The sequence below is a fragment of the uncultured Eubacterium sp. genome, from assembly GCF_934561735.1.
In the GTDB taxonomy this organism is placed as follows: Bacteria; Bacillota; Clostridia; order Oscillospirales; family Acutalibacteraceae; genus Eubacterium_R.
In genome coordinates this window covers 310944-335313 of the sequence record NZ_CAKTGT010000001.1, presented here as the reverse complement: position 1 = coordinate 335313, position 24370 = coordinate 310944, and the positions used below count along the sequence as shown (strand labels likewise).

Genomic DNA, 24370 nt, shown 5'->3' with positions numbered 1-24370 from the left:
GAATCACCGATTATGCACCTGTCACTTTCTCTGACCTGATTGCAAGACCTCGCAACAGAAAGAATGGAACAAATCCCGATAACATAATTTTGAAATGCGATAATCCACTTCACGCATAATTATTAAAACACAATTAACAAATAAAATCAAGTTTATTAACATATTAATAACATTATAGTAAAGCCGAAATTTTCATTAATTTTTTCGTAACATTTGCACAACAAAACCATATTCACCTTTGTGAAAAGTGCAAGAAAATTCGGCTGAAACCTTGATTTTTTATAAACTTTGGTATAGAATTCAATTAAAAGTTCACAAATTGTTTACAATCATTTTACATTTTGTCAAAACTTTTTCGGACATTTTTTGTCAAAAAGGTCTTGCACACAACAACTTGTGGACAAGGGATTTTTTATGGCAAACAGTACACAAAATCGGCTAATCATTCATCGGCAAAATCCGCGGATTTAAAGCAAAAATCGGCTGCATTTGTTATGTGATTGTTAAGCATTAGTTATTATTCTGTAAAAAGATATTGACTTTGCGTTCTTAATTTGTTATAAATAATCTTGGATATTGTTCGTGCATAGGGGTATTCTGCGCCAAAATCCCAAAGAATTAACGGTGCAAACGCCTCTGTGATTCCGGTCACAGCTGTAAAGCGGATAACTTTACATCAACTTTCGGCTGCGAAAATCATTACAAAGAAAAGGAGAGATGATTATGAAAAAAACGAGCAAAAAATTACTCAGCTTTTTCTTGGCTGTAGTAATGATCGTTACTTCATGTTCCGTTGGTTTTACCGCATTTGCGGAAGACAATACGGACACCAATAAATATTGGAATGATGTAACGGAAGCCGGTGATGCATTTGATGCAATCGGCGAAATCGTTGATACTGCTGTTCCTTCAATTTTGGGCATCAATGTCAACGGCAAAAAATTGGGTGCCCTACTCGGTATGAGTGACAGCCAAATCCAAAGTGCAACATTGAAAGATGTTGTAGCCAACGCCAGCCCACTGCTTTTGAAGGCTCTCGGCGGATCATCAACAGATTCATCAAACTTGGCTTACGATGTAGACAAGAAAACATTTTTGATGAACCACAAAGACATTACAGGTGTTACAGCCTGGAGTGATAAGTACGACACCTATTATTCGTACCTTGACGATCCGGACGCAAAAGACGGCGACATAACCTTCTACAACCTTTACACCTTCTGCGAAAACAATTTGACTTTGGCTGAAGGCAAAGAGAACGATGATAACTACAAAGTTCTTAAGGCTGTACAGGATTACTGCACAGAAACATTGCCTAAATTGCAAATTCTTCTTAAAGTTGTAAGCAGTGCTCAAAACGAATACAACTCAAAGAAGAACATCGGTGACATGGTATACACCGGTACCAACGCAAGCGGTAAGGGTCAACCAAACAACGGTTTGACAAAGGTTTCAAGCTTTATCAACAAAACCAAGCAAGGTAAGTTTACGGTTGATGCCCTTAACGAGCAAACATTCTCGGGTAAGATTAACAACATCACATTCAGCAATGTAAAGCTCGGCGACTTTACATCAGATACAACTGTACTCAGCGGTTCCACAACACTTGCAGACGCAACAAAAGCAGGTATGGAATATGTTCAGAATCAGTTTGACAGCCTCGGTGCTAATCTTACAATCGACACACCTGCAAAGGCTCTTATGTATTACTATGCGTTCCCTGAAAACGGCAGACAGTACGACGGCGGTATGCAGGTAGGTATTACATATTATAACGCATTGCTTTACATCAGCCTTGCACAAAAAGGCGGTGCGCCGATTACAACCAAGGCAATCGGCGGTGACACAGAACTTTCGATCAGCAACTACGAATCCGTACTTTTGGATTACATCAAAGCTCAAAAGGCTGCGGGTGATTCAAGATATACAGGATATGAAGAAGGTAAAGAATATTATTATATTCCTTTAGCTGTATATGAATGTTTGTGTGACAAGGTTGTTCCTATTCAATCTAAAAAGTTCAATGACAACGGTGAAAACACAGACCCTGAAGGCAGACCATGCGGCATTTTCTTAAGTGACGGCCCTATCAGCTTTAAAACAAAAGAAAACTCAAAGTGGGAAACATTTGCTTCTTCATCATACGAAGCAATCAATGCCGAACTTCTTTACGAAGCAGGTAACTACGAATCATTGGAAGCTGCTAAGAAAGCTATTAATGATGCAAAAATCACAAAAGAGCAGTACAAAGCTTTTTGCACTAAGGTAAACGAATTTTACCACGACCCTGAAAAGAAGGACAAATATGAAGAATATGTTCTTCAGTATGTTCAATCCGATGAATGTAAGATGTCTAAATATATAAAGGACTACTTCAGAATCTTCTATTCAAACGGTTCGGGTGCTCTTTATACAGACTTCTTGCTTTTCTTACAACAAATCAGACCTCATGTATATGATGAAAACAATAATCAAATTGAAGTCTTTAAAGATTATAAAAACATTACCGATGAAGAAATTGAAAAGGTAATGAACATTCCTGCCGAATACTATGATAGTCCAACCAGTGCTCAGCTTAACTTGTACCAGTACATCATGGGCAGAAACGAAGGTAACCTTGTTTCTTATGTTAACTTCATCAACGATATTGTTTCCGGTCTTATGACAAAAACGGACCTTGATTCGGGTACAAATAACCCTAAGTTCAACAGTGTTTCATCTACTGCTATGGACTATATGCAGGTTAATGTTGCAAAGGCTGTTCAAAACGGTCTTACAAATCCTGAAACAGGCAAAAAGTACGCTTACAAGTATTCGGAATATACAATGCCGAGTGATGTAAGCAGCTACTATAACGGCAAAAAATCCGAAGATACCGTTGCAGAAGTAAACTACCTTCTCAACAAAACAATCGGTGACCTTCTTGATCCATCAACATCAACAGGCGCTATAGTTGCTCCTGCCATCAACGGATTGATGGAATCAAAAATCTCCCTTTACAACACAGCAGGCACGGGTGCTCTCAACGACCTTTGGTCAAGACTTTACAATGCACCTACAGAAACCATATTTAACCTTCTTCCGACACTTGTAATTCTTGTTGAAGAAGTTGGGTTCCCTCTGGTTCTCAATGCCGAAGGTGATGAAAGATACCAGGCTCTCGATGCCATTTTTAATAACCTTGGTGTCAGCCTTGTAAAGGACGGTCAAATTGCAAATACAAGTGTAGGTCTTACAGACTCTTCGTTTGACCTTAACACAATTCTTCCGGGTGTTCTTGCATACTTTGCGGGAGATTCCGAAAAGGCACTTGAATACTGCGGAACATACAACGACTTCCTTGAAAGCAAGGGACTCGATAATAACGCAGGCGGTATCGACGGTAACACAATCATGTTCACCGGTATATATGTAGCCGACAAGGCTATCTATAACCTTGACCTCAAAGCACTTCTTGCAAGCAAAATGGACGCAGACCTTGCAACAGGTCTTAACGAACTTATTGTTGAGATTGCAGGCTTTGCTCTTGAAGCAACGGAAGAATACATTGCAGACTCCGGCGAAGAAGATTACAGATATTCTATCGACTATTCCGTTCCTTGCAAAACAACACAAAGAGGTCTTAACAACGTAGCAATTGCACTTCCGAAACTTATTGACAGAATCGGCAAGAAAGTAATTGAAAAATACGACATTCCTTCCGATTGGACTTACCTTTACACCGGCAAGCTCGATACAACAAAGGATAAGACTTACCCAATACAGGGTTCATCCGAAAAGAACACTGTAACTCAGCACTACAACACTCCTCTTGAAGAGTTTAAGTCAAAAGCTGTATATAAAGTAAAACTCGGCGAAACAGCCGATGAAGCTGCAAAGAGAAACGCAGTAGAAGTACTTGACTTGTTTGCCAATGCTTTCACAGGCACATGGGTTAACAGCTTGCTTGACTTCCTCAACGATACAATCGGCACATCAAACAAGCTCACAGGCAACCTTGAATTGGTAGCAGGACTTCTCAATTCACTCGGCGGCTTTGGCGAAAAGAGCATCCTTACAGATGTTCTCAACGGTTTGTTTGACCTTTCAAGAGAAGACAAAGCATCATTCACTTTCAAAAAGCAAGATGATATTAAAAACTTTGTAGGTTTGTCAAAAGAATCGGGATTCTTCCTTATTTCAAACATTATCTTTAATGACGGTCAAAAAGGTCTTATCCCACTTATCAAAAATGTTATTGCAGGCGTTAAGTATGCAAAGAACCCTACCCCGACAACATATCTCCCGGGTCAGGAAAACTTGAAGCCTAAAGATAACACAACAACGACAACCACAACAACTCAAACAAAGAAGCCTACACTTGTTTCTTCTTCAAAGACAAACAAGAAGTATGACACAAGCAAGCTTCTTACAAAGAAAAATGTAAAGAACGCAAACAGTTTACTCAAAAAGCTTGATACAATTCTTGCATCTCTCCTTGATAATTCTTCACTCAATGATTTCGTTTTGAATTCAAACGAAAATGTACTTGCAGGCGTACTTACAACTGCATCTAACTATCTTGGTGAAAATAATACTAAAGAACTTATTACATTAGTAGACGATTATCTCAATGTGTTCAACACAACCGCAAAGAACGGCAAAGTTGACGCCGACAAGGTATACACAGACGAAAATCTTTCTAACATTGTAATTAAGACTTACACACTTATTGAAAACATCGTTAACTATCTCTTCTACAACAACACAAGCGGTATTTTGAGATACGGCGATGAATATCAGGTAATCACAGGTGCTATTGACGGTATCTACTCACCTGACTCACTTTCTGTAAGAGTAAAAGACAGAACAGCAAAATCAATTAAGGGCAAGAAGAGCTGGAAAGAAGTTACCTCTGTAAGCTTCGGCGTTACAAAGGGCGACAAGGAAAGCTTCTATGACGGTCTCGGCCAGTCACTTACAACTCTTGCTACAGTATTGGGTGCCGTTCTCACATTCAGCTACACATCTGCAGACCATTCAGACAACCTTTACTCTGTAGCAGTTGAGCCTGTTCTCAAGGCTGTTGCAAAGCACACAGGTGCAACAGGTGTAGTTGACGGTGCAACATTCAATTTGCTTGATGCTCCTGACCAACTTGTTAAGGGTATCATTACTCCTCTTGCAAATATCATCACTCAGTTCTACAAGGCTCCTGCAACATTCCTTGTAAACCTCGTAGCTTCACTCGGTGATATATTGAACGACCAAAGCGTAACGGAAATTGTAAACGGCGTTATCGGCGTTGCAAATTACGCATTCAAGGGCTTCACAACAATCGTAGGCAACAAGGCTTATCTCAACGCTCCTACTCTTGTTAAGGCTCTCGGTAAGATGGCTCACGCAAAGACAGATCTCTTTACTACAGAGCTTCAACTCAAGGTTACTCTTCCTAAGTCAGACATTATTGTAGGCCTTATCAGAGGCATTAAGATCAGCAGCCTTAATATGACAGTCGGTCAACTTGTTGCTCTTAAGTCTATCAACTGGAGGGCACTTGCAAATGCAAACAATGCAGGCGAAAAGCTTATCCTCATCTTCGGTTACTTGGTAGATGTATTGTTGAGCTCACCTGTAATCCTCGGTTTGGTAAAAGACGCTTCACCTGAGATTTACAAATTGCTCAGCACACTCAATCCTGCACAAATCCTTGCAATCATCAATGCAATCCTTGATGTAACTCAAAGCCCGACAGAAATTTTCTGGACATTCAGAGAATATGCCGGCGAGGTTACAAAGACATTTGTTTACCCTAAGGGTATCACAGCATCAGAATCAAACGAAGCTGTTGACAATCTTGACAAGCTTGTACAAAATGTATTCCCTCTCCTCAAGGATTTGGGCGTACTTGATTACGAAGACTTGCCTACACTTGTAAACTCATTGCTTTACAAGAACGAACTCATCACAAAGCTTGCAACAACAGTTTACGGCGGCATTTATGACGCAGTTAAGAAAGCAGGCCTTACAGACACACTCAAGTCTTTGGGAATTGACCTTTCACCTAAGGGTCTTGCAACTGTATTGATGGATGAAAGCTACGGCAGAACATACTCATCAGCAGCAAAGACATTGAAGAAGGCAAAGAGCTGGAGCAAGGTTAAAACGGTTAACTGGGGCTTCAAAGACGGCTCGGATAAGGCTCAAACAGGATTTATCAATGCACTTACAGCACTTCTTCGTCCTGTAAACAGCGTACTTTCAATCTTCCTTGCAGAAGGTAAGGGACTTGAAGATGAACTTTCAGAGTCTGACATTAAAGACCTTCTTGACACAATCAAGAAGATTAACATCAAAAAGCAGGCAATCGGCGGAATTAAGGAAGAAGATCCTTACGGTTGCAAGTTGTATCTTACAATTAAGAACGGCGTACTTACCCTTACTATTGACAGTAACGGAAGCGACGACGATTCAACATTTAAGTGCAACATCTACAACATTGCAAAGACACTTGTTGAATCATTCAGCGACACAAGCGTAGGCTTCGGTACAAACGGATATGAAAATGCAATCATTCCTCTTCTTGAAGCATTCCTTTGCGACGATGTTGTAACATACAAGCAATATCTCAAGGATTATGAAAAGGCAAAGGATAACCTCCTCCTTGACATTCTCAATCCTCTCTTCGGTTTGGTTGATGAAGTTCTTGCTTCACCTGCAAACAAACTCACAGCTATCCTTCCAAATCTTGCTTACTTCATTGACAGCAACGGTTTGGGTCAGGTAGTAAACAACTTGCTTGCTCCTATCACTTCAAAGAAGGGCCTTGTAGGCATCCTCAAGAAGAACGGAGTAGACGTAGACAAGATTATTAAGGCAATCACCGGTAAATCACTCGGCAAGATTGTAACAGATGCTCTCGGTCTTAATGTTAAACTCAACCTTAAGATTACAGATTTGACAGCATGCAACATTCAGGACATTGTTGTTCCTCTTATCAAGACACTTCTCAAGAAGAACAACATCAACATTAAGATTCCTGATTTCACATTTGCCGACATTGCTTCTCACGGCAAGGTTGTAACAGCCAAGAGTGCCGCAAAGAACAACGATGGCGAATATAAGAGAGAAATGGTTCAGGCTTACAAGGGCGAAATGTTTGTTGCTCTTCTCAGATATGTAGGCGATGTACTTATTAAGAATGCTACAACTCTTAATAACATGCTCGGCAATATCAAAGCCATTAAGGACAACAAGACAATCAGCGACATTCTCAACTGTGTATTCTCTTCACTCAAGGTTGCAACAAAGGATGACATTGTAAGAGCTGTATTCTACTTCCTCACTCAAAACGGTGCTCAGGATTCATTCTTCGATTACAGCAACTTCAAGACAAAGAAGTATGACTTCACATTCGGCAACATGGATGAGGAATTCTGCAGAAAGCTTGCTCCTATGCTTGACGGCTTGGTTGGCGGACTTCTTGCAGACAAGGGCGGCCTCCTCGGTCTTATCGGCGGTATGGCTTACACAGATGATGTTATCAGCTCAATTGCCTGCGGCCTTTACGGTGCGGTAGACGGAGTTGACCTTGGCGATATGGGCTCACTTTCAGCTCTCCTCGCAAAGACAGGTATTGACTTCACAACAACAAATGTTGCAAATCTTCTTACAGATAAGAGATACGGCAAGAAATTCTCTAAGGCTGCAAATGTTATCTCTAAGGCAGGCAGCTGGAAGAATGTTAAGAAAGAAGACCTTAAGTGGGGCGTTAAGGACAGAGATACATTCCTCAATGCACTTGTTGCAGTTCTTCGTCCGGTTTACGGTGTAGTTGATGTTCTCCTTAACAACGGCAACCTCAACCTCTTCAACATTGTAAGCGTTCCTGGTTCAAACGGATACACATCATTCATCGTTCCTCTTCTTGAGGCATTCGGTGTATACAACATCAAGACCCAGTACGATTACAGAATGGATATGGAAAAGGCATATGACGCACTTCTCCTTGACATCATCAATCCTCTTTGGGATAAGGTAGAAGATATTCTCAACGCTCCTATCGAAATGCTTGCAGACATTCTTCCAAACCTTTCACTCTTCTTTGCAAACAACGGTTTGCTTCAGTTGATTGACAATCTTTTGACTCCTGTATCGGCTCTCCTTGATGCAGTTAAGCCAATCATCAATGTAAATGTTGTACTTGATGTACTCAATGTTGATGTAAATGCCCTCCTCGGCAAGATTGGTATCAACTCGGATGTTAAGGTTGATGTATATGACCTTAAATCAACACTTGAACCGCTCATCGGTTCTGACAATGTTGTATCACTTCTCAACGGCATTCTCAGCACAATCAAGATTAAGGGTCAGCCACTCGGCATAGTTCTCCCTGAAATCGATTGGTTCCAGCTTGCAAGCCACGGCAAGGTTGTTTCAACAACTTCACAGGTTGCAACATTCGGCACAAGAATTGCTGTTCAGTCAGACCAGGATGAAACACTCATCGCTGTTCTCAGATACCTCATCAACACAATTAACTACAAAGATAACTACAACACAATCGTTAACCTCCTCGGCGGACTCCTTGGCGGTTTGAGCGACAGTATCGCAGGCGTAGTAGACCAAGTACTCGGTATGCTTAAGGGCGATGCGGATACAGTTATCGAAAGCCTTGTAGATTTGCTTCAGTCAATCGCAGGCTAATAGTTAATAACTATCAGCTTAAAACTGAATACTCAAAACATAAAGGTCATCCTCAATCGAGGATGGCCTTTTAGTCTGTGATAAAACTCCTGAACTGTGCAAAAGGATATTCAACCGAATTTACCCCTTCATAAAATATAATTATTTGTACACAAACACTTGTATATCGTGCCAAAATTATGTATAATAAACCCATATATAACTTTATACTCGGTGGTGAAAAAATGCTCGGAAAATATGTTAGAGTCAAGATAGAACATCCTATCGGCTCAACGGACGAAGCGGGCTACACCTATCCATTAAATTTCGGCACTGTATACAATACAGAAAATCAGGATGCGTTTGTTATGGGCATCCATCATCCCGTTCGCAATTTTGACGGCAGAGTTATTGCCATATTAAGCGACAGAAAGAAAAATCATTACATTTGGGTTGTTGCGCCGAAAAGTACCCGCTTCATAATCAACGACATCAAAGAATACATTGATGTTGAAAAAGACTTCCCTACTTACAGACTTGACTGCCTTTACGAGTGCAGTTGCGGAGCAGTCGTTTTTAGGGACATAAAAGGCGAAGTGCGATACCTTTTAATCAAAAACAATCGCTCGGCTCATTGGGGCTTTCCAAAAGGCCATATCGAACCGGGAGAAACTCCCGAAGAAACCGCTTACCGTGAAGTGCTTGAAGAAACAGGGCTTCACATCAATTTGATTGACGGCTTCAGCTGTGTGTCAAAATACAAAATCCGTGACAAGATTGACAAAATGGTTACCATCTTTGTCGGCACAACACAAGACACTTCAACCGTTATTCAAAAAGAAGAAATCGAAGATTATATTTGGCTGACCTACGACAAGGCAATGAATCTGCTTAAGTTTGAAAATGACAAAAACATTCTTTTGGGTGCATATAATTTTCTTAATGAACACAATATAATTTAAAGGTGATTTTATGCACGAGTTTGTTACAAGTTTTCAAGAATTCTTAACCTCACACGGTATCCCTGATTGGCTTGTTGTTTTCATCATATCCGTCTGCCCTGTTTTGGAATGCAGACTCGGTATGTTCACGGCAATCAGCCTGCTTCAGATGAACATCTTTAAAGGCTTCATAATCAGCTTTTTAGGTAACATATTACCTATTCCGTTCATTCTGCTCCTCATAAACAAGATTTTTGAGTGGCTCAAGAAAGTTCCCGGAATAAACAAGCCGATTTACTGGCTCGAAGAAAAGACCTTGAAAAAAAGAGATAAAATTGACAAATACGGCATTTGGGGATTGCTCATTTTTGTTGCTATTCCGTTGCCGGGAACAGGTGCTTGGACGGGTTCGCTCCTTGCCTCCCTCCTCCATCTCGACAGAAAAAAGAGCTTCGGCGTAATCTGCTTGGGTGTTTTCTGTGCCGGAGTGATAATGACGGTTTTGTCAAAAGTATTTAATATGGCAGTATTTTGATGACTAAAGAACAGGATTTTATGCTTCGGTGCCTCAGGGCATATTTTGAAAATAACAAAGTAAATACCGAAATCAATGTTGACCTCAACAGCTTTTACGAGCTTTGTAACGCTCACAATTTGGCTCCTGTCGTCTTTTCTGTGATTAAGGACAATAATTCCTTAAAAGAGAGCAAAACGGCTTATGAGGCTTTCAAAGACGCCTTTTACGACGGAATTGTCAACTACGATATGCAAAAGGCGGTTATTGATGAGATTGACGAACTGCTGACGGCAAACAAAATTGAACACATCTTTTTCAAAGGTGCTCAACTGAAAGAACTTTATCCCACTCCCGAACTTCGACTTATGGGCGACATCGATGTGCTGATAAGGCTTGACGACAGACCAAAGGCAAAACAGCTTTTTGTCGGCAACGGCTTTGAGTTGACCGAGGACAACGGACCTGTTTACAATTATCACAAGGGTGATGTTTTGGTTGAATGTCACACAAAAATTGTCAGCGGTAAAGTCGGCAATGCAGATGCCGAAACCTACTTTGCGGACGCAATCAATCACGCAAATTTTGACGGATTTTGCGGTGAACTTGAACCCGAATACAACCTGCTGTATCTGCTGACCCATATTGCGCACCACTTTTGGTTTTACGGTGCCGGGGTGAAGATGATACTTGACCTGGCAGTGTTCATCAAACACTTTTCGCCCGATATTGACAGAGTTGCAAGCAAAGCGGACGAGCTTAACTTAAAACGCTTTTCGCAAATCATTTTTTCAATCTGTTATGATTGGTTCGGTGTCGGCAAAAAATACACCGATGATACCGACAGTACAAAGGAATTTTTGCTCGGCTTCGGTGCATTCGGCAATATCAACCGCAACAAGGCAGTTGTGGTTAAGCGTAAGGCAATCGAGGACGGCCACAACAGCAATTTTATGACAAAGCTGGCCCTTCTCTTTCCGTCATACAAAAAAATGAAAAACATACCGTATGTCAAGTTCATAGACGGCAGACCGTATCTGTTGCCGTTTTGCTGGATGTACAGAATTATATACAACTTTAAAAACAAAAAAGACTTTGTAAAAGAAGCAACCTTTGACCTTGCAAGTGATGAAACAAGGGCAGAGGCACAAAAGGAATTTGAATACTTTGAGGAGATAGGACTGTTATGATATTCCTTATTATTTTAATCGTATTAATCGCAATAGCCGTTGTACTGTTTGTTACATGGTTTTTGTCAACAAAGGCAGACGGCAACTGTCCGCTTTGTGCAATGAAGGCTTTTCCGCCGTCAAAAATAACCATTGACTACAAAAAAGACGAGGACTACAACGGCGGCAGCAAAACCCCGATTATGGGTTGGTCAAGCTGGAACTCATTGCGTAATCATATTGATGAGGACACTATTCTTGATATGGCAAAGGCTATGGTTGACACGGGCCTTGCCGACGCAGGATATAAATATGTTAACATTGACGACTGCTGGCACAGCTCCATGAGAGATGAAAACGGAATGCTCCAGGGCGACCTTGAGTCTTTCCCGAGCGGTATGGCTCAGGTTGGCAGAAAAATCAACCAAATGGGGCTCAAAATGGGTCTTTACACATCAAACGGCACCCTCACCTGTGAGGATTTGCCGGCTTCTCTCGGTAATGAAGAAATTGACGCAAAAACATTTGCTTCCTGGGGTGTTGAATTTTTTAAATACGATTTTTGCCACCACAAATACATCAGCGGTAAAACTCCGATTATCGAATATGTAGGTATCAGCCGTAAGGGCGAAAGAGAATTTGTTAAGCTTACGCCCGACCGTGCAAAATACACAGGCAGGGCAAAGGCAATCAAGGTTGACGAATTGCCTACCAAAAAAGGCATTGCATTTTTAAATCACGGTGCAGGCACCGCTCAATTCAAAGTTGATGTTGCACAGGGCGGAGAATATGTTTTCACCATCCACTACAAAAAACTTGCAAGCAGAAAAGAAACTTATCTTCAAATCAATGTCAACGGCAACACAAACGAAGTGTTCTTCCCGCCAAGCGTGGCATTCACTCCCGATGCAAGACTTCAAACAATCGTCAAACTTTCGGCAGGCGAAAACATTATTAGACTTCAAAACCCTGTTGTCACCCGTGCCGACTCGTCATATATTCAGTACAGACGAATGGGCAAGGCACTTGAGGACGCTTCGCACGCTTGGTCAATGTATTCGGGTGAACCGCAAAAGCCTATCACCTATTCCCTGTGCGAATGGGGCACAAATCATCCGTGGACTTGGGGTGCAAAGGCAGGCAATATGTGGCGTACAACACACGACATTATGCCAAAATGGTTCAGCATTGTTTGGATATACAACCGTACCGTTAATATGTACAAAAGTGCTTCTCCGGGGCATATAAACGATCCCGATATGCTTGAAGTAGGCAACGGCAAGCTCACTATTGAGGAAAACCGTGCTCACTTTACACTTTGGTGTATGATGGCTGCTCCGCTTGTTTTGGGCAATGATTTGAGAGAACTCCAAAACGGCTCAAAAAAGAGCGATGCCATTCTCAAAATCGTTACAAACGAAAATCTTATCCGTGTTGACCAAGACACTATTGTTAAACCGGCAAAGCGTATCGGCAAAAAAGGCAGTATCGATATTCTTGCCCGTCCGCTTTCAAACGGCGATGTTGCCCTTTGCTTCTTTAACAAAGGCGGCAGCAAAAAAGAAATTGAATTTGACCTTGCAACGCTCAAGGATGAAAAGTATCTCGGTGTTTCCCGCACAAGCAATGCACAAATCAAGAATTTGTGGAGCGAGGAAATCTTCCATTCCGACACAATCAAAACATCCGTTGCATCGCACGATGTAAAAGTTTTCAGAATATCAAATCTCTAAAATTAACGACAAAAAAAAGCGACCCTCGAATTATTCGAGAGTCGCTTTTTTATGCTTATAACAAGCATTTGGAGTAAATTTATATAAAATCTAAAAGGGGCTATATTAAAAAGGTTGACGAAATTAATCGAAAGCCTTTGTTGCGAAGTTAAATATCTTTTATCTCTCCCTCGGTAATAACCAAACAATCGGGAGAATCTATGTTAAGCTCTGCCGGATTGTAATCAGCAGGAACTTTGTTTTTAACCATTGCACCTTTTATCATAAAAAATGCAATATCACGACTTATTCCGGCATAATCAACATCCAAAATCTTGGAAGTGATATGCTTAGAAAAGAAATTAACAAGCGGACCCATCATAAAGGCTGTGATAATTGTACCTATTCCGATATTTTTAACACCCGAAATATCGCCTTTAAGCAGCGAAGTCAAACCTCCGCTTACCACGAGTCCTATAATAATAACGGCAATATCGGTCATGACCCTCAGCCATTTGTAATGTATATGAGTAAATTGGCTAAGCATAAAGCTGAGTGAATCATACGGACCGACGCCGATATTTGACACAAAAAACAGAGAGCAGGAAAAGCACAGAACAATAATACCTGCCGCAAGTAGGCATATGCGAACCGCAAGACTGTTGCTGATATGAGGAGCAATAAGACCGCTGAAAAATTCGCAACTGTAACCGACGCCAACCATATTTATCACCGTACCCACTCCGATAAGTCCTCTGTGAGCAACTATCACGACAAATACAATGATAACGGCATTGACAATCAGCTGATATGTTCCGTAGCCGATTCCCAAGGTGGAGGAAATATTCATGTTCATTGATGTAAAGGGGTCAACACCAAATCCCGAAACATTGAAAAGTGCAATTCCAAAGCCCATCACGATAATGGAAATTACCGTCATAACTACTCGCTTCACCATATTATGCTGAGCGAACATATCTTTGATGTAGCCATATGCTTCCTTTTCAAATTTCTTCATAGAATACGCCTCGTAATCTTGACAAATCTAATTCATTTGCCTTACTTTCCTCTCTCTTGCACCCTATTATAATCACCTTTTCAAAAAATGCAAGGGTATTTTGCTATATTCTATGTGTTGGATAGTATACACAAAGTTTGCAAAAGATTTTTGTGCAATTTGCATAATACTATTCCATCTGTTTTCCGAGAAAAGAAGCAGCCACCTGAACAAGCTTGATGTCTGCCTCGCTCGGCAAAGTGCCTTTTCCGTCATCAAACACAGCCACGGCACCGCTGACATCACCGCCGTAAATGATAGGATAAACAATCTGTGCCTGACGGTCAAAGCCCTCAATGGCATTCATAGACGGCACCTTGTCGGTTTTGATGTGGATTTGACGGTTTTCCATAAGCTCCTCAAGACTTTTGCTTACCCTGCGTTCAAGCACCTCACGCTTGCTGATACCCGAAGCCGCAACAACATGGTCGTTGTCCGTAATTGCAACGGGCATACCTGCGTCCTTGTGCAAAACTTCCGCATACTGCTCCGCAAAGTTTGAAAGTTCCCCAATCGGCGAATATTTCTTAAAAATAACCTCGCCCTCACTGTCCGTGTAAATCTCCAGCGGGTCACCCTCTTTAATTCTGAACGAACGGCGGATTTCCTTTGGGATTACAATCCTGCCCAAATCGTCAATTCTTCTGACAATGCCTGTTGCTTTCATTTTGTATCTCTCCAATTCTTTTTCATTTGTTACTGTAATATTTTGCTCAACGAATCGGAATTAATACCATCCGACTGCTTCTATTTTTTGGAAAAAAATGCTTTTTGTTTGTGTAACAAAATATTATACCTGATAATAAATAATCGGTATCAATATTTATCAGTTCGGGGAAACGCATTGAGCGTTGATTATAAATTTTATAGAACCTGTTGATTTTTTATGGTATAATAATTTAGTAAATTCTTTATGGCGTTTTAAAAATTTATGATTGCGAAAGTTTGTTGCAAACTTGACAACTGTATGAAAAACGCTTAAAATGAAATTATCAAGTTATGGAAGGGGTGAGCACGATGTTATTCGTGAAGCGCTGCGGTGGTTTCGGCTCCACACAATTTTATGAAGCAAAACATTGTGCGGAGCCTTTTCGGAAAGTCAATTTGTAAAACGGGAAGGCCAAGGTAGATATAGGCTACCTTTGGTTTTTGTACCCTTTTTACGAATTGACTTAGGCTATAAGTCTATGTAGGCCACAAACAATGTTTTGTTTGTGGCCTTTTGCTGTCTTTATTGTTAAATTTCCCAGCAGGGGGCACACAAATTTATTTGTGTTGCCCTCTTTTTTTGAAAGGATGATACTACTTGAAAAATAAAGCAATATGGCTCCTCTGTCCTATATGTGGGAATAAAACTCGTCTTAGAGTGAGGACAGATACAGAGCTTATCAATTTTCCACTGTATTGCCCGAAATGTAAACAGGAAACTTTAGTGAATGTCAAAAAATCAAAACTATCTGTCATCCGCATGGCTGACTTGATTTCTAAGGAGGATAACGAATTATGATGGACAAACAAAAAATTTATCCCCGGTCAAAAGATCGGGAAACTGTATATTTAAAAAATGTCGTTACTGATCCCAGCATCATCGTGGGCGACTACACCATGTATAACGACTTTGTAAATGATCCTGTTGATTTTCAAAAGAATAATGTTCTTTACCATTATCCCATTAACCATGACAGGCTGATTATTGGTAAATTTTGCTCTATCGCTTGTGGCGCTCGTTTTTTGTTCAACAGTGCCAACCACAGCATGACTTCACTTGCTACTTATCCATTTCCTATCTTCTTTGAGGAATGGGGGCTGGATGTTAGCCACATAACCGAGGCATGGGACAACAAAGGCGATATTGTTATTGGAAGTGATGTCTGGATTGGATATGAGGCCGTGATCTTCGCTGGAGTTACCATAGGGGATGGTGCCATTATTGGCACCAGAGCTGTTGTAACAAAAGATGTCCCGCCCTATACCATTGTAGGAGGTGTTCCGGCTAAACCTATCCGAAAACGCTTTTCTGATGCAACTATTTCGGCGTTGCTGACAGAGCGGTGGTGGGATTGGCCGGAAGAAAAAATTGCTCGTAATCTTGCGGCAATCCAATCGGGCCGTATCGATCAATTTAAGTAAATATTGAAAAGAGCCAGACGCACAGACGCAGAGCCATCACAACGAAACCGTTGTTGAATGGCCTGCGGTGCAATGGAAACGGCGGTTTTGAGTTTATCAAGCCGCCGTTTCTTTATGAGTATATAACCTAACGAAGTATGGCGGCCCTACATGGAGGTGTCGCTGTGCTCTCGCTTATTTTCCATCCCCCTAACCTGTCAAAAAAAAGCCCACCTGCCCAGCAGGATCAATCCGGCGGTCGGTGTGCAATTTGGCAGTACATAAATGAATATATAATTTCATGCGTCTGTGCGGCTTTGTGTCGCCCAGGCGCTTTTTTGTACTTCGAAACAAATTGTCCCGAGGTGCGGGGCGGCTCCCCGGGGTGCCGCTCCCCGCCAAGCCCCGTTTCGGTCACTCATCCACACAACACCGAAACGGAGGTTTATTTATGACTACAATCAATCTGAAGGATTTTTATTATTGGTACACACAGGATCAGTTTATCGAGGTTTCTGACGAGGTAGCCGAAGTATTTGTGGCCGATGCCCGGCACGAAATGGCCTACCAGCGGCGGCTCTCCCTGCATAAGGCGCAGTATTCGCTGGACTGCGATGACGGGATCGAATATTCCGCCTGCCTGCATGAGCAAACGCCCCAGGAGCTTCTGGAGCGCATGGAGCTGTTCATCCGTCTGTGGAACGCACTCAACTCTTTGCCGGAGATCCAGGGTCGCAGGATTGATGCCCACATCATTCTCGGAAAGAGCATCAAGGAAATTGCCGAGGCCGAGAGCGTACATGAGGAGTCTATTCGCCAGTCGATCAAGCGTGGCCTTGAACGCATGAAAAAACTTTTCTGGTGTTGGATAATGTATACTATTACATACTCTTTTTATATATAAATATTATTCCTTCATATGTGAAGATTATATATCACATTTGTGCAAACTCATCTGACTTTTGAATTGACGGTGGTATTCCGTTATCTGTGTTCTTGCAGGGTCTGCCTCTCTTACGTATTGATTTACCTGATTTTATTTTTCGTTAATTAATTCGATACCTTTCAAAAAACTTTTCTATCTGTTTCTTACTAAAACCCAACCTATCTGCTATTTCTTTATATGTTTGACCTTGATTTCTCAAATCTAACAATTTATTTTCATATTGTTCAATATGTCTATGTTCTCTTGGCACAACAAAACCTCCTATGATAGTTTTTATTCTACCATAGGAGGTCCCTTTTTTCTGTTATCCATTTTTTAAGGACTTGTTCAATGCCATAATTTGCTCCTTTAATCACTATATTTAAACATTATTATTTTCTGTTTTCGTAATCTTTGATAATCGGTGCGTTCCAATCACTACGCAATTCATTTGAAAAACGTATGGAATTTACCGCCGATTCAACAGCTTCATAAACAATGCTTGTGCCAACGGTGTCGGCATTGTAATTGACCGCCCTGCTTTCGTCAATTCCGTATTCTCTTGCGGTTTCAACAGCGTCAATATTTGCACCGATAAACATAAATTCCCAGCCGTACTGTTCCTTTTCTTTTTCTATCATAGCCTTAACACGGTCGCTTGTGTAATGACGGCTCGCATTTTCTGCTCCGTCGGTTATGATGACAAAAACCGTGTGACTCGGAACATCCTCGGGTCTTGCATACTTGTGAATGTTGGCAATGTGATGAATTGCACCGCCGATTGCATCAATCAACGCCGTGCAGCCTCTGACAAAATACTCCTCTTCGGTCATAGGCTTGATGTTTTGAATTTCAACTCTGTCGTGGACAACCTCTGTCAAATTGTCAAAAAGAACGGTTGAAACATATGCTTTTCCGTCAAGCTTCTTTTGCTTTTCAATCAGAGAATTGAAGCCTCCGATTGTATCGCTTTCAAGCCCTGCCATTGAACCCGAACGGTCCAAAATAAATACCATTTCCGTAACATTGTTTTGATTAGTCATAATAAAATCTCCTATAAATTATTTGCTCGGCTGTTAACCTTACAAGTTAATTATAGGAGATTGCATAGCCAAAAAGGTAGAATGGCGTTCTACATTTCTGCGTGGCTCAGGAGCTTTATCGACAGTCTGCTACCTCTTATTTAGAGCCTAAAGTTGCTTGATCCATTGCAAACAAAACCTCGTTTATTGTAAAAATATCATAAATCCCGTGAGTAACAAAATATTCAATAATAATATCAAATTTACTGCTGTGAGAAAGAGCGTAGCCTGCCTTTAGCAACAACTCATTGGTTTCGTCTATTGACATTTCGAGTGCAATCGCAAACGCACAAGCCGTGGCTTTGCTTGGTTTATACTGAGGATTTGACCTGATTTTGGAGAACAAGCCTCGGTCGATATTCGCCTTTTTGTAACAGGTGCTGTCTTTCATTCCGCTTTCGTCAATTTTGCGAAGCAACATTTCAGAAAAACTCTCGTCTTTGATTTTTTCAATCAAATCTCCGCAAATTTCGGCATAATCATCTGACGATGCCAACATATCGTCATAACAAACCGACGGCTCAAAACTCGTGTTTCTGCTATAACGGATACCGCTGTTTTCGCAAGGCGGTTCTATTCTTTGGCTGACATCGGCACATTTTATATCGGGCGTCGGAGTTTCTTCTGAATAAAACGGCTCTGCATTTTCGGCAACATACCTGTCGTCAATATATTTTTCAATGTCATCAAAAAGGGTTTTACCGATTTTGAACGATGCCGGGTCAAAAATCACAAGATAGACCATCATATCATTATACTGCAAAAACTTGGCAATAGCCTTTGTTGCAACCTTGAGTGCTTCCGCCTTTGGATAGCCGTACACACCCGATGAAATCAACGGGAACGCAATGGTTTTAACGCCTAATTTTTTTGCCAAATACAGAGAATTGATATATGCCGAATTCAATTTTTGCTGTTCATGATTATTGCCGCCCTGCCAAATCGGACCGACGGTATGAATTACATATTTTGCCGGAAGATTATACCCGGCTGTTGCCTTTGCCTCGCCGACATCACAGCCGTGCAGAGTTTTGCATTCCTCAAGCAACTCGGGTCCTGCGGCACTGTGAATGGCACCGTCCACTCCGCCCAACAAGGTTGGATTTGCCGCATTGACAATGGCATCAACTTCCATTTTTGTTATATCGTTTCGTACTATCTGAAAAGGCATATCGATTCTCCAAACTTAACTTAATTACAATTTAATTATACCAAACAAACGGAATAATTCAACAAAAACAGGAATGAAGTCCGTTTTTTCAGACATCGGCAAGAACATATAAATAAAAAGACTGTGACGAATTGCGAAAATGCCCTGCGTCACAGCCTTTTAAAACTTTATTAATTGCGAATTAATTTGAAGATGATTGCGTAGGAATATACGGTGCGATAGCCTCTGCAAGCTTAACGGTAGGTATTGTTTGAAGAACAACCTTGCCCGGACCGGTTACAACCGTATTGAAAAGACCCTCGCCGCCGAAAAGAATATTTTTTGCACCCTTAACTGTTTGAACATCCATTGAGCACGAGCCTGAGATCATAACAACATGGCCCGTATCAACAACAATCTGCTGACCCGGTGCAAGTTCATATTCAACAGCCGAGCCGTCAATCTCAATAAATGCAATGCCGTTGCCCGAAAGTTTTTGCATAATAAAACCTTCGCCGCCGAAAAATCCCGAGCCTAGTTTCTTTTGAAAAAAGACAGAAAGGTCAACACCCGTTGTTGAAGCAAGGAATGCACTTTTTTGCACAATATAATCGTTGTTTGGTGAAACTTCCAATGCCAAAATATCGCCCGGGAAAGAGCTTGCAAACGCAATTTCGCCGTTGCCGCCCTCTGCCGTATATTTGTTTTGGAATATTTTTTCACCCGAGAACATTCTGCCGAGAATTTTGCTCATTCCGCCGCCTATGGTATCCATCTTCATATTAGGCGACATCCAGCTCATTCCGCCGCCCTCGGTAATCATTGTTTCGCCTGCGTCAAGTTGACAAACGGCAACCGGAAAGCTTCCGCCCTTAATTTCGTATTTCATATAGGACCTCCTTTTTATTTTTATATTCTGTTCAATTATACATTATCACATAATCATACAAAAAACAATTATCGTTATTTCTATATTTACCTATTGATTTTTGTGCAAAACATAAAAGACTTCCCTTGTGTATGGGAAGTCTTAATAAATTTATTGCTTATTTTCTTCAGCTTCTGCTTTTTTCTTTTCTTCGTACTTTGCGGCTTCCTCTTCTTCAAGAACTCGGTAAGCAACCTTGCCGACCAAAGTTTTCGGCAACTCGGTGCGGAACTCGATTTCTCTCGGAACGCCGTAGCGTGAAACATTCTTTTTACAGTTTTCGATAATTTCTTCTTTAATCTTATCCGACGGTTCAACACCCTGACGAAGAACAACAAATGCCTTTACAACGTGCATTTTGTATGGGTCAGGAATACCGACAGCACAAGAAAGAAGAACATCGGGATGAGCATCAATAGCATTTTCAACCTGTGACGGATAAACATTGATGCCCGAAACAATAATGAGTCGCTTCATTCTCTGCTTATAATACACAAAGCCGTCCTCATCCATATAGCCGAGGTCGCCTGTATGAAGCCACAAATTGCCGTCCTCGTGTCTGCGGAGAGTTGAAGCGGTTTCCTCTGCGTTGTTGAGATAACCTTTCATAACCGTAGGACCGCAAATACAAATTTCGCCCTCTTCGCCGTATGGAAGTTCCTTATCGTTATGCGGGTCAACAACGCTGTAATATGTATCCGAAAGCGGAATACCGATACTGCCCTCACGGTAAGTATCGTAAGGGGTAAGGCAGGAAGCAGTTACGCACTCTGTTGTGCCGTAGCCCTCTCTGACCTGAATTGTTGCATTGTGGTCTTTAAGGAACTTGTCAACTTTCTTTTTAAGTTCAACGGAAAGCGAGTCGCCGCCGCAGAACATACCACGGAGGAACGAAAGGTCAAAATCAAATCCCTCACTGCGAAGAAGTGCCTCATAAAGAGTAGGAACACCTACGATAACATTAGGCTTGTATTTCTTTACATCTCTTGCATATGTTTTGATTGTAAACTGCGGAATAATGATACATGTTCCGCTTGCCATAAGTGCGGTGTGAATACCTACACCCAAGCCGAAACCGTGGAAAAGCGGCATAACGGAGAACATACGGAGTCCCTCCATTGTAAAGCCGGCATTTGCCGCAACCTGAGCCGCAAGGGCATTCATATTGAGGTTTGTAAGCTGGATACCTTTTGAAGTACCTGTTGTACCGCCCGAGAACAAAATAACGGCTGTGTCCTCTGCCTTAGGGAATTTATCCGAAAGTTTAACCTTTTTGCCGCCCGAAATAAAATCGGACCAGTCGATAACATTTTTGTTATCCTTTGGAAGCGGAGCAGGCTTTTTCTTGACGGTAAGAGGATAAAGCATATTAAGCGGAAACGGAAGCTCATCCTTGATATGAGCAACAACAACCTTAACGGGATGCTTAACCTGTTTGAGTGCCTCAAGCACCTTTTCGTAAAACAAATCAACAACCAAAACCGCCTTGCTTTGAGTTGAGTTGATATAGAATGCAATTTCGCCCACAGCTGAAAGCGGATGAATCATTGCCGGCACGGCACCGATTCTGTTAAGAGCATAAAAAGTATCTACGCCCTGCGGAGTGTTAGGCATACAAACGGTGACCATATCGCCCTCGTCAATGCCGATACTTTTATAAGCCTTGCCGAGAACCTCGATTTTGTTCAAAAACTGCTTGTAATTTGTCTTTTTGCCCTGGAACTCATACGCAACGCTGTTCATCTTCTTTTTGGTAATTGCGGACTCTTTTACCGCCTCATACATTGAACCCTTAGGATAATCAAGATGAGCAGGCATATCGCCGAAATACTTTAGCCACGGTGCTTTAGGTGTATTCATAACAAATCTCCTTAATCTTTCGATGTATCGGTATTATAACTAATAAAAAAATAAAAATCTACCTTTTTAAAAAATATTAATAGATTTTTTATAATAATTTTATAATTCTTTATTTTCCGGTTCGGTTGAAAAAATGTTGAATAACTGCTATAATCAAACCATATTATCTGATAAGGTGATAAGATGACTCGATTTTTAATAAATCTCGGAGAAAAGAAAAAATTTGACAGAGAAGCCTTTGCCGTTTTGAGCGGCGGAGTGGGAATATTCTGCAACATACTGCTTGCACTTTTTAAATTTATTGTCGGCAAACTGTCAGGCTCTATTTCCATTACGGCAGATGCACTCAACAACCTTTCGGATGTTGCGTCAAACGGAGTAACGATAGTGGGTGCAAAGCTGTCCAAAAAGCCGGTTGATAAGGAGCACCCGTTCGGTCACGGCAGAATGGAATACATATCCGCCCTTGCCGTTTCGGCTCTTATTCTGATAATGGGTTTTGAGCTTGCAAAAAGTTCTGTACAAAAAATAATTCATCCCGAAGAACTCAACTTCAGCATTGTTTACATTGTTATTCTCGGTGCTTCTATTCTTGTTAAGCTGTGGATGGCGTATTTTAACAACAAACTTTACAAGCACACCGACAACATCAACCTCAAAGCCGTTAGACAAGACAGCCTGAACGACTGCATTTCAACAGGTGCAACGATTATTGCAATCACCGTGTCGCACCTTTTCAAGCTTGCTTGGATAGACGGTGCAATCGGTCTTTGCGTTGCGGTTATTATCCTGCTCGGAGGCATTGACATAGCAAAAGAAATCATATCTCCCCTGCTTGGTCAACCGCCGAAAAAGGAACTTGTTGACAATATCGAGCGTATTATGCTTGAGCCGGAATACATCCTCGGCGTACACGATTTGATTGTGCACGACTACGGACCGGGCAGAATTATCGCAAGTGCCCACGCAGAAGTGCCGTCCAACATTGATGTGATGAAGCTACACGATGTTATAGACAATGTGGAATCAAAAATCAACAAGGAACTCGGCATAATTATGTGCATACATATGGACCCGATTGTTGTTGACGACAAAGAAGTTGACCGCTACAAGGCTCTTGCAAAAGAAGTTATTGCAAATTACGACAGCGAATTCACCTTCCACGATTTCAGAGTTGTTAAGGGCGAAACACATACAAACTTGATTTTTGACTTGATTATTCCGTTTTGCGATGACGACAAAAAAGCACAAATCAGCGCCGACCTTATAAAGAGATTTAAAGAAAAGGATTCGACGCTTGAAATTGTGATGGTTATTGAACATTCATTTATATAATGTAGGCTTTGTTGCAAGAGAAATAAAAAGAGAGGCGAACACAGTTCGCCCCTACGGTAAAAATTTATTTTAACAATTCAAAAAATCTTTTTTGCTTTGCAATTCGGGTGGCTTCGTCCGCCGAACTGTCAACAAATTCAACTGTTCCGAGTGTTTGCGAGGACGACAAAAGGTCGTTTTTCTCAAGCACTCTTTTTAATTGCTTTGACACTCCGACAGAGCCGTCAAAAAATTTTACATTGCCCAAAACGGCACTTATTTCGTCTTTAATAAGCGGATAGTGGGTACAACCGAGCACAACATTGTCAACCAAACCGACATATTCGGCAAGATTTTCAAACAGATACTTTTTTATTTCCGCCCCATCGCCTTTTTCGATTATATCGGCAAGTCCCACGCACGGCATAAGTGCGGTATTTTCGTTGTAATATTTATAAAAAAGCTTGTGGAATTTTTCGCTCTCGATAGTGCCCTTTGTAGCCATAACAAGGGTTGCACCGTCGGGATTATTATCGTGCACCATTTTATACGCCGGCTCAATCGCTACAATCGGAAAATCATACTTTTCTCTCAAAAAACCTGCCGCTTTTGCCGAAGCGGTGTTGCACGCAAGCACAACAGCCTTGCAATTTTTTTGAATCATAAGCTGCACAATCTCGTCACATCTTGCAATAACCTCCTCGTCGGTTTTGTCGCCGTAAGGATTGTGTGCACTGTCGCTGAAAAAGAAATAATTTTCGTTTGGCAAAAGCTTAACCGTTTTTCTCAAAACGGTTACTCCGCCTATGCCGGAGTCCAAATATCCGATTGGATTGTTGTTCATTTTGATACCTTCTTTGTATTAATTCAACCGAATTTTATCATATCACAACGCCCGATATTTTTCAATGTGCAAAACATTTGCATTATTATACAATTTATGGT

17 protein-coding genes are annotated in these 24370 nt (G+C 41.3%); 9 read left to right on the top strand and 8 right to left on the bottom strand.

Annotation, left to right across the window (positions count from 1 at the left end):
* Positions 1 to 723: 723 nt before the first annotated feature.
* The 5 genes from Q0E08_RS01485 (at position 724) to Q0E08_RS01465 (ending at position 13021) form a co-directional block, all read left to right on the top strand.
* Entirely contained in the window at positions 724 to 8685 is a 7962-nt protein-coding gene (locus Q0E08_RS01485) for a hypothetical protein (RefSeq protein WP_294775405.1), read from the top strand.
* Between the two features lie 224 nt (positions 8686 to 8909).
* On the top strand, positions 8910 to 9626 hold the full coding sequence (locus tag Q0E08_RS01480) for a bis(5'-nucleosyl)-tetraphosphatase (RefSeq protein WP_294775403.1): 717 nt from the start codon (positions 8910 to 8912) through the stop codon (positions 9624 to 9626).
* 10 nt (positions 9627 to 9636) lie between these two features.
* Positions 9637 to 10140 carry a small multi-drug export protein gene (locus Q0E08_RS01475; RefSeq protein ID WP_288527912.1) on the top strand — a complete coding sequence of 168 codons (504 nt, stop codon included), beginning with the start codon at positions 9637 to 9639 and terminating at the stop codon, positions 10138 to 10140.
* The gene (locus tag Q0E08_RS01470; RefSeq protein WP_294775400.1) at positions 10140 to 11309 is read left to right on the top strand and encodes a nucleotidyltransferase family protein; all 1170 of its coding nucleotides are present in this window, start codon (positions 10140 to 10142) and stop codon (positions 11307 to 11309) included. Before Q0E08_RS01475 ends, Q0E08_RS01470 begins: the two co-directional genes overlap by 1 nt.
* A complete protein-coding gene (locus Q0E08_RS01465; RefSeq protein ID WP_294775398.1) occupies positions 11306 to 13021 on the top strand; it encodes an alpha-galactosidase in 1716 nt (571 codons plus the stop codon). The genes Q0E08_RS01470 and Q0E08_RS01465 overlap by 4 nt, the downstream gene beginning before the upstream one ends.
* Before the next feature lie 148 nt (positions 13022 to 13169).
* Here Q0E08_RS01465 and Q0E08_RS01460 read toward each other — a convergent pair whose 3' ends face one another.
* Positions 13170 to 14018, bottom strand: a complete 849-nt coding sequence (locus Q0E08_RS01460; RefSeq protein WP_294775396.1) for a YitT family protein — start codon at positions 14016 to 14018, stop codon at positions 13170 to 13172.
* Between the two features lie 169 nt (positions 14019 to 14187).
* Complete coding sequence (locus tag Q0E08_RS01455) at positions 14188 to 14724, bottom strand: stage V sporulation T C-terminal domain-containing protein (protein WP_177663781.1); 537 nt, start codon at positions 14722 to 14724, stop codon at positions 14188 to 14190.
* A gap of 639 nt (positions 14725 to 15363) precedes the next feature.
* On the opposite strand from Q0E08_RS01455, the gene Q0E08_RS01450 reads away from it, so the two are divergent.
* From Q0E08_RS01450 to Q0E08_RS01440, 3 genes are all read left to right on the top strand, one after another.
* The gene (locus Q0E08_RS01450) at positions 15364 to 15564 is read left to right on the top strand and encodes a cysteine-rich KTR domain-containing protein (RefSeq protein WP_288547524.1); all 201 of its coding nucleotides are present in this window, start codon (positions 15364 to 15366) and stop codon (positions 15562 to 15564) included.
* Entirely contained in the window at positions 15564 to 16187 is a 624-nt protein-coding gene (locus Q0E08_RS01445) for an acetyltransferase (RefSeq protein ID WP_366775080.1), read from the top strand. The genes Q0E08_RS01450 and Q0E08_RS01445 overlap by 1 nt, the downstream gene beginning before the upstream one ends.
* Positions 16188 to 16617: 430 nt before the next feature.
* On the top strand, positions 16618 to 17070 hold the full coding sequence (locus Q0E08_RS01440) for an RNA polymerase sigma factor (RefSeq protein ID WP_294775390.1): 453 nt from the start codon (positions 16618 to 16620) through the stop codon (positions 17068 to 17070).
* Between the two features lie 142 nt (positions 17071 to 17212).
* Here Q0E08_RS01440 and Q0E08_RS01435 read toward each other — a convergent pair whose 3' ends face one another.
* The 5 genes from Q0E08_RS01435 to Q0E08_RS01415 form a co-directional block, all read right to left on the bottom strand.
* Positions 17213 to 17362: a helix-turn-helix domain-containing protein gene (locus Q0E08_RS01435; RefSeq protein ID WP_294775388.1), complete on the bottom strand. Its 150-nt coding sequence runs from the start codon at positions 17360 to 17362 to the stop codon at positions 17213 to 17215.
* 121 nt (positions 17363 to 17483) lie between these two features.
* On the bottom strand, positions 17484 to 18134 hold the full coding sequence (locus Q0E08_RS01430; RefSeq protein WP_294775386.1) for a vWA domain-containing protein: 651 nt from the start codon (positions 18132 to 18134) through the stop codon (positions 17484 to 17486).
* Positions 18135 to 18270: 136 nt separating this feature from the next.
* Positions 18271 to 19344 carry a macro domain-containing protein gene (locus tag Q0E08_RS01425; RefSeq protein WP_294775384.1) on the bottom strand — a complete coding sequence of 358 codons (1074 nt, stop codon included), beginning with the start codon at positions 19342 to 19344 and terminating at the stop codon, positions 18271 to 18273.
* A 181-nt stretch (positions 19345 to 19525) separates the two neighbouring features.
* Complete coding sequence (locus Q0E08_RS01420) at positions 19526 to 20212, bottom strand: TIGR00266 family protein (protein WP_294775382.1); 687 nt, start codon at positions 20210 to 20212, stop codon at positions 19526 to 19528.
* A 150-nt stretch (positions 20213 to 20362) separates the two neighbouring features.
* On the bottom strand, positions 20363 to 22111 hold the full coding sequence (locus tag Q0E08_RS01415; RefSeq protein ID WP_294775380.1) for a class I adenylate-forming enzyme family protein: 1749 nt from the start codon (positions 22109 to 22111) through the stop codon (positions 20363 to 20365).
* A gap of 183 nt (positions 22112 to 22294) precedes the next feature.
* Here Q0E08_RS01415 and Q0E08_RS01410 point away from each other — a divergent pair, with 183 nt between their 5' ends.
* Positions 22295 to 23446, top strand: a complete 1152-nt coding sequence (locus tag Q0E08_RS01410) for a cation diffusion facilitator family transporter (protein ID WP_294775378.1) — start codon at positions 22295 to 22297, stop codon at positions 23444 to 23446.
* Positions 23447 to 23510: 64 nt separating this feature from the next.
* On the opposite strand, the gene murI is transcribed toward Q0E08_RS01410, so the two are convergent.
* On the bottom strand, positions 23511 to 24269 hold the full coding sequence (gene murI, locus Q0E08_RS01405; RefSeq protein WP_294775375.1) for a glutamate racemase: 759 nt from the start codon (positions 24267 to 24269) through the stop codon (positions 23511 to 23513).
* Between the last annotated feature and the right edge of the window lie 101 nt (positions 24270 to 24370).